Origin of the sequence: Streptomyces sp. W16 (assembly GCF_033194735.1) — a bacterium.
Classification (GTDB): Bacteria; Actinomycetota; Actinomycetes; order Streptomycetales; family Streptomycetaceae; genus Streptomyces.
Window position 1 is genome coordinate 1 of record NZ_JAWOAI010000498.1, and the last position, 7,049, is coordinate 7,049.

Here is a 7,049-nt window from a genome sequence, read left to right on the forward strand (position 1 = left end):
GAGGTTCGCCGAACAGGGCGCGGCGGCGGTCGCGGTCCACTGTCGTACGGCGACCGAGGCGGCAGGTGAAGTGGCTTCGCGAGTAAGGGAGTTGGGCGCCCGGTCCGTCGTACTGCAGGCCGAACTGACCGACGAGGACGACTGCCGCGCGCTGGTCCGCGAGGCGGCGGAGTTCGGTGGCGGGCGGCTGACGGCGCTGGTCAACAACGCGGGCGTACAGCCGACGCAGCCGCTGGACGGGATGACGGCCGCGGACTGGCGGGCGGTCGTCGACACCAATCTCACCAGCGTCTTCGCGTGCACGCAGGCGGCGGTGGAGGTGATGAGAGAACAGAGCGGTGGCGGCACGGTGACGCACATCGCGTCCATCGAGGCGAGCGCCCCGGCGCCGCTGCACGCGCACTACTCCGCGTCCAAGGCGGCCGTGGTGATGCACGCGCGGTCGGCGGCCCTGGAGTACGGCTCGTGCGGCATCCGCGTCAACACGGTCTCGCCCGGTCTGATCGACCGGGAGGGGCTGGGGGAGGCCTGGCCGGAAGGGGTGCGGAGCTGGCGGGCGGCGGCGCCGACGGGGCGGCTGGGCCGGCCCGAGGACGTGGGTGACGCGTGCGTGTTCCTGGCGTCCTCCCTCGCCTCCTGGGTCACCGGGCACGACCTGGTCGTGGACGGCGGAGTCTCGGCGCGGCCCACGTGGTGAGCGAAAGACGGGGTTCGTCCGTACGTAACGCGAGGCCTGCAAGTCCGAAGACGGAGATATGACGTGCGCCGACGACGGAATGAGGGACAGCGTTTTGGACGCGACGGAGTCAAGGGAGACTACCGAGGCAGTCGGCGGCGAGGAGTTCAAGGGCTGGTGCTGCTGGGCACCGTGCTGGTCCTGCTCCTCCTCGGCAGCGCGGGCACCGCGTCCGCGCACGCCGCCCTCGAATCCACCGACCCCGCCGACGGAAGCGTCCTCAAGTCCGCCCCCCGTTCCCTCACCCTCACCTTCTCCGAGTCCGTCGCCCTGCTCGACGACTCCTTCCGCGTCTACGACCCCGACAACCGGCGGGTGAGGACGAGTTCCGCGCACCACGCGAAGGACGTCGGCGACACGGCGAGCGTCACCCTCCCGGCCAAGCTCGGCACCGGCACCTTCACGGTCGCCTGGCGCGTCGTCTCGGCCGACAGCCACCCCGTCTCGGGCGCCTTCACCTTCTCCGTCGGCAAACCCTCCGCCACCACCACCCCGATCAGCACGGCCCCGAACGAGAACCCCCTCACGGGCAGCCTCTACGACATCGCCCGCTACTTCGCCTACATCGCCGCCGCCCTCCTCATCGGCTCGGCCGCCTTCATGGCCCTGTGCCGCCCCCCGGACCCGACGGTCCTCAACAGGCCGATCCTGACCGGCTGGTGGACCCTCCTCGCGGCAACGGTCGCCCTCCTGATCCTCCGCGCCCCCTACGAGGCGGGCACCGGCCTGGCCACCGCCTTCGACCCCGCCGCCCTCCCTCGCACCCTCACCACCCGCCCCGGCCAGGCCCTCGCCGCCCGCCTGCTCCTCCTCGCCGCGACGGCCTTCTTCCTGCTACGGCTCCGGGGGCGGGAGCGGTTCGGACGGGCCGCCCTGGGGACGGGCGCCGGACTGGCCGTCGCTCTGGCGCTGACCTGGGCGTCGGCGGAGCACGCGTCCGCCGGGATCCAGGTGCCGGTGGCGATGACCTCGGCGGTCCTGCACCTGCTCGCGATGGCGGTCTGGCTCGGCGGCCTCACGGCCCTGCTCACCGTGCTCTACCGCTCGCCCGACCTCGACGCGGCCCCGGTCGCCCGCTTCTCCCGCCTCGCCTTCGCCTCGGTGACCGTCCTGGTGGTCACCGGCGTCTACCAGTCCTGGCGCGGCCTCGGCTCCTGGAACGCCCTGACCGGCACGTCGTACGGCCGCATCCTGCTCGTGAAACTCGGCGCGGTGGTGCTGCTGCTCGTGGCGGCGGGCTGGTCGCGACAGTGGACGGCACGGCTCGCGGGGGCCGAAGTGCGCCTCCACATACCGGAGTTGGTGCGGACGGGCGCGGACGCGGCGACGACGGCAGCTTCCACCGGCGGCGACGAGGGCCTCCCGGATCCCGGTGCCGGCGACGGTTCCCCGGACGGATACCGGCGTGGCCTGCGCCGCTCGGTGCTGCTCGAAGTCGCCGTCGGCGTCACCGTGTTGGTGATCACCACCCTGCTGACCAACACCCTGCCCGGCCGAGCGGCGGCGGAGGCGCAGCAGACGGCGACACCGGCCGGGATACCCGCGGCCTCCGTCACCATGGTCCCCTTCCGCGTCGGCAACGCAGGCGGCAAGGTACAGATCACCCTCGACCCCGGCCGCGTCGGCGAGAACTCCGTCGAGGCGGTCGTCTACGGCCCCGACGGCGGCTTCGCCACGGTCCCCGAACTCCGCCTCTCCTTCACCCTCCCGGCCCAGAAGATCGGCCCCCTCGACGCCAAGATCAAGGACGAGGGCGGCTATTGGGGCACCAACACCCTCAACCTCCCCATCGCCGGCACCTGGACGATGAAGGTGACGGTCAGGACGTCGGACATCGACCAGGTGAGCGTGGAGCGGCAGGTACGGATCGTGCGGTAGGCGTGGTCCGCGGGCCATGGTTCAGACGTGGCTCAGACGTCGAGCCCGAGCCGCTCCACCCACGCCGATATCGCGGCGGCGATCAACTCCGGCTGGTCCTCCGGTGTGTGATGGCCGGCCACGGCGTCGGAGTGCTCGATCTCCAGGGCCGCCATGTTCTTCGCGCACCAGGCGATGATGTCTTCGTACATCATCGTCCCGGCCCCAGGTGTGAACGTGAGCAGCAGCTTGGGTACGTCCGGGCTGGACGTCAGCCACCGGTCGTACGCCTCGATCCTGGCCACGACGTCGGCGGGTTCGCCGCCCAGCGGCATCGAGCGCGCCCAGCGCAGGAGGGGCCGTCGGCTCTCCCGGGTCGGGTACGGCTCGCGGTAGACGGCGAGGTCGGCCGGCGCGAGCGGGGTCGCGGAGGCGGCGGGCAGCGCCTGTTCGATGAAGGCGTTCCGGTCGAGGATCATGTTCTCGCCGACGCCGTCCGTCTTGATCGCCCGGAACAGCTCCCGGCCCCCTTCGGGGAACTCCGCCCAGCTCATCGGTTTGACGATGGTCTCGGTGAACGCGATGCCCCGCACCCGGTCCGGATGGCGCGCGGCCCGGTCGAAGGCCAGGGCACCGCCCCAGTCGTGCCCCACCAGCACCACGTCCCGCAGCCCGAGCGCGTCGAACCAGGCGTCCAGATACCGGGCGTGGTCGGCGAAGGAGTAGTCGATGTCCGGCTTGCCCGACGCGCCCATGCCGATGAGGTCGGGTGCCAGCAGCCGTCCGGACGTCACACCCGGCAGGACGTTCCGCCACAGGTGCGACGAGGTCGGGTTGCCGTGCAGGAAGACGATCGGCACTCCGGTCCCCGACTCCTGATGCGTCATGGTCGAGTCGAGGACGCGAGTCACCTGCGAGGCCGTCACCGGAAGGTCGCCGCGTTGCGCTCCGCCCACGCCGCGAACGGGCGCGGCGCCCGCCCCAACACCCGCTCCACATCCGGGCTCACCCGCTGCTCCTCCTCGGTCGGTGCGCCCAGGATGCTCAACGTGCCCTCGACCACGGGCAGCGGCATGAACCGTGCCATCAGCTCGTACGCCTCCTCGCGGGACTGCTCCGTGAAGGTCACCGGTTCGCCCAGTGCCGCCGCTACCGCCGCCGCCCGCGCTCGGGGTGTCGTGGGCGCCGGACCGGTCAGGGTGTAGGTCGCGCCGGTGTGGCCGTCCTCGCGCAGCACCTTGGCGGCGACCTCGGCCACGTCGTCCGGGTCGGCGAACGGCAGGCCCACGTCACCGAAGGGTGCCGCCGCCGTGCGCCGCTCGCGGATCGACTCGGCCCAGGCGAACGCGTTGCTGTCCAGCCCGCCCGGCCGCAGGATCGTCCAGTCGAGCCCCGACTCCCTTACGGCAGCCTCGAATTGGCGCGGTTGTGTGTACGTCTCCGGCCGGGTCCCCGCCCCCTGCGAGGACACCAGCACCACCTTGCGGACACCGGCCGTCTTGGCCACGTCCAGGACGTCGTACGGCCGCTCGCCCGCCACCAGCAGGAACAGCGCCTCGGCCCCCTCGAACGCGCCCCGCAGCCCCTCCGGTTCGCCCAGGTCGCCGGCCACCGTGCCAGGCCCGTCGATGTGCCGGGCCACCGCCGTCACCGGGACCCGGTCCTCCGTGAGGATTCGCACCAGCGTCCGCCCCACGTTCCCGGTCGCACCCGTCACCACGATCATGTCGCCACCCCCGTCGCATGTGTGAGTTAGTTGGCTGACTAACTCCGTGGGGAAGACGCTAGCACGATCAACCCGCACGTTGTCTATAGTCAGTCAGGTGACTGACTCAAAAGGTTCACGGCCCGCCCGGTCCGCCGCCGTCGGCAAGCGGCAGCGGCTGACCACCGCCACCGCCCGGGTCCTGCACGAGCAGGGCGTGGAGCGCACGACCATCGCCGACATCGCCCGCGCCGCCGACGTCCCGACGGGCAACGTCTACTACTACTTCAAGACCAAGGACGAGCTGATCGAGGCGGCCCTCTCCGAGCACACCGGCAACCTGGCGACCCTGACCGCACAGCTCGACCGGCTCCCCGACCCGCGCGAACGCCTCAAGGCCCTCATCGGCGGCTGGGTCGACCAGAAGGACATCGCGGCCCGCCACGGCTGCCCCATGGGCACCCTCGCCGTGGAGCTGGACAAGCGCTACGAGGACGGCCTCGATCTCGCCGCGGGCCAGGTCATACGGCGGTTGGTGGCCTGGGTGGAGGAGCAGTACCGGCAGCTCGGCGCGGCCGACCCCGAGAGCCTCGCCCTCACCCTCGTCGCGGCCTACCAGGGCATGTCGTTGCTCTCCAACGCCCTGCGCGACCCGGAGATCATGACCCGTGAAGGGGCCCGGCTCATCCGGGAGTTGGACGCCCTGACCGTGTCCTGAGGAACGCCTATCGCTGTCCCCGGATGCGCTGCGCGACCTCGCTGTTCTCGGTCTCCCACCAGGGGCGGACGAGTTCCGGACCCTCCGTTGTGGCCTCCGCGGGCGTGGCCCGCTCCAGTTCCGTGTCCAGACGCCGGTCCAGCGCGACCGTCTCGGCGCGCTCGGTGCGGGCCCACTGGACCAGGATCGCCAGCAGGAAGGGGAGGGCGACCAGTTCGGCGATGCCGACCATCGCGCCGCCGCCGAGCTGCTGGTCGTGCTGGACGTCCGGCGCCCAGGACGGGGCGTGCTGCAGGTACCAGGCCCCGGCGATCAGCGTGCCGTGGGTCATCACCACGATGCCCGGCACCGCGTCGATGATCCCGTCGACGAACACCAGCGCCGCCCGCACCGGATGCGTGCACCAGGCGGGCAGCGCCTCCTCACGGGTGAGCACCGGAAGGACGAACAGGCTCCCGGCGAGCAGCAGTTGGAGGTACATCAGCTGGTGCAGCCAGTTGTTCGCCAGGGCCGTCTCGAAGTACGGCGTGAAGTAGATCGTCAGCTCTGTCGTGAGGACCAGGGCCGTGCTGACCAGCGGGAAGGTGAACAGCCGTACCAGTCGGCCGGTCAGCGCTCCCTGTGTGCGGGCGGCGGCGCGTTCGGGCAGGGCGCGCAGGGCGAGCCGCAGCGGATCGCCGAGGGCCAGGCCGAGCGGGGCGATCAGGTCCAGGAGGACGTTCTGGACGGCGGCCGGCCAGAACAGCACCCGGTCGTACACGGCCAGCGCGGACATCGTGGCGACCACGATCGTGCCGAGGCCGAACAGCGCGAACGCGGCGGTCCGCGCCACCGGCCAGCTCTCGCCGCGCCGCCTCAGCCGCAGGACGCCCCAGCCGTACAGGCCGCCGAGGAGTACGACGACCAGCAGCGCGGGGACGTCCGCCTGCCAGGAGGAGAACAGCCGTCCCACGGTGAGCCGTGGCAGGTTCTCCATCGCGATCTACCTCCACCCACGCCTGCCGGATCTGCCGCAGCACTCTATGCCGCCGAGTGCCGCGGCGAGGACCCGCCCCCGTGGCCGGGCGCACCTACATCGACTGCCGCATGATCCAGTCCCGGATACCGGGGATCGTGTACGCGACCTGCCAGGTGGCCATGTGCGCACTGGTCGTCGAGCCGGTGGGTACGACCGTGCCGGTCTCGAACGCGGCGAAGTTCACCGGGGTCCGCTGAGCCTTCATGGCGCGCACGTCCGCGGCGAACCCGGCGGCGGTGGACTGCCCGTCCCACAGTGCGGTGCTGACCTGAGTGCCCTGCTCCTGGATGACCGCGGTGATGGCCTGCTCACCGGGGTAGGCCTTGGTGTCGTCGGCGGAGACGAGGATCCACAGGTCCTTCTCCGCCAGCGGCGCGGCCTGCGCCTCCGGCCACTGTCCGGCCACGATGAACGCCGCCGCGAACAGGTCGGGGTACTTGATGTTGAGGCCGAGCGACATCATCGCGCCCATCGACTGACCGGTCGTGTAGCGGCGCCTACGGTCGATGCTGTACTGCCGCGTCACCGACTCGACGAGGTTGGCGGTGGCGTCGAACAGCGTCGACGGCAGGTAGTCGTCGTCGATCACGACGGAGCCGTACTCGGGCGCGAGCACGAAGGCCTCGTGCCGGGCCTGGTCCTCCGGGCTCGCCCAGCACACCGCGCCGAGCCCCTGCACGAGCGGGCCTTCGGTGGCGACGTTGACCACGCTCGCGTCGTGCATGAACAGCATCAGCGGATAGCTCTTGCGCGAGTCGTAGTGCTCGGGCACGAACAGGTTGTAGTTCAGGGTCTGGCCGGTCGCGGGGTCGGCGAAGGTGAACTGCTGGAAGTCGTCGACGATCAGGTTCTTGACCGCGTCGGTGGTCAGCGCCGTGCTGCTCGCGGGGTACTGCGTGCCGTGGGCCGTGGTGATGGTGCCGGCCTGGGTGAGCGTCGCCTTCGCCGCGACGATGGTGCCGCCGGGGGTGGTGTCGCCGACCTTCGGGCCGCCCGCTCCGACGCCGCCGGAGTC

The 7,049-nt window shown here is 71.5% G+C and carries 7 protein-coding genes; 3 read left to right on the top strand and 4 right to left on the bottom strand.

The genetic code is table 11. The features are described from left to right. Both R6V09_RS41670 and R6V09_RS41675 read left to right on the top strand, forming a co-directional pair. A partial coding sequence (locus R6V09_RS41670; RefSeq protein WP_317886694.1) for an SDR family NAD(P)-dependent oxidoreductase occupies positions 1-697 on the top strand: 697 nt, incomplete at its 5' end. 156 nt (positions 698-853) lie between these two features. Continuing rightward, a complete protein-coding gene (locus R6V09_RS41675; RefSeq protein ID WP_317886695.1) occupies positions 854-2,614 on the top strand; it encodes a copper resistance CopC/CopD family protein in 1,761 nt (586 codons plus the stop codon). 32 nt (positions 2,615-2,646) lie between these two features. Here R6V09_RS41675 and R6V09_RS41680 read toward each other — a convergent pair whose 3' ends face one another. Then, entirely contained in the window at positions 2,647-3,519 is an 873-nt protein-coding gene (locus R6V09_RS41680) for a haloalkane dehalogenase (RefSeq protein WP_442810249.1), read from the bottom strand. Further along, positions 3,516-4,319, bottom strand: a complete 804-nt coding sequence (locus R6V09_RS41685) for an NAD(P)H-binding protein (protein ID WP_317886697.1) — start codon at positions 4,317-4,319, stop codon at positions 3,516-3,518. The genes R6V09_RS41680 and R6V09_RS41685 overlap by 4 nt, the downstream gene beginning before the upstream one ends. Positions 4,320-4,416: 97 nt before the next feature. Here R6V09_RS41685 and R6V09_RS41690 point away from each other — a divergent pair, with 97 nt between their 5' ends. After that, positions 4,417-5,016 (top strand): TetR/AcrR family transcriptional regulator, encoded by a 600-nt coding sequence (locus R6V09_RS41690; protein WP_317886698.1) that lies wholly within the window; start codon positions 4,417-4,419, stop codon positions 5,014-5,016. A 7-nt stretch (positions 5,017-5,023) separates the two neighbouring features. Here the strand turns inward: R6V09_RS41690 and R6V09_RS41695 are convergent, their stop codons facing one another. Together R6V09_RS41695 and R6V09_RS41700 are read right to left on the bottom strand one after the other, a co-directional pair. Then, on the bottom strand, positions 5,024-5,992 hold the full coding sequence (locus R6V09_RS41695) for a cytochrome c oxidase assembly protein (RefSeq protein WP_317886699.1): 969 nt from the start codon (positions 5,990-5,992) through the stop codon (positions 5,024-5,026). A gap of 94 nt (positions 5,993-6,086) precedes the next feature. Continuing rightward, on the bottom strand, positions 6,087-7,049 hold a 963-nt coding region (locus R6V09_RS41700), incomplete at its 5' end, for an alpha/beta hydrolase-fold protein (protein WP_317886700.1).

What these genes read in the sequence shown, in the direction of transcription:
- R6V09_RS41695 (WP_317886699.1), bottom strand. Translation starts at nt 5,992, where the DNA reads ATGGAGAACCTGCCACGGCTCACCGTGGGACGGCTGTTCTCCTCCTGG.
- R6V09_RS41685 (WP_317886697.1), bottom strand. Translation starts at nt 4,319, where the DNA reads ATGATCGTGGTGACGGGTGCGACCGGGAACGTGGGGCGGACGCTGGTG.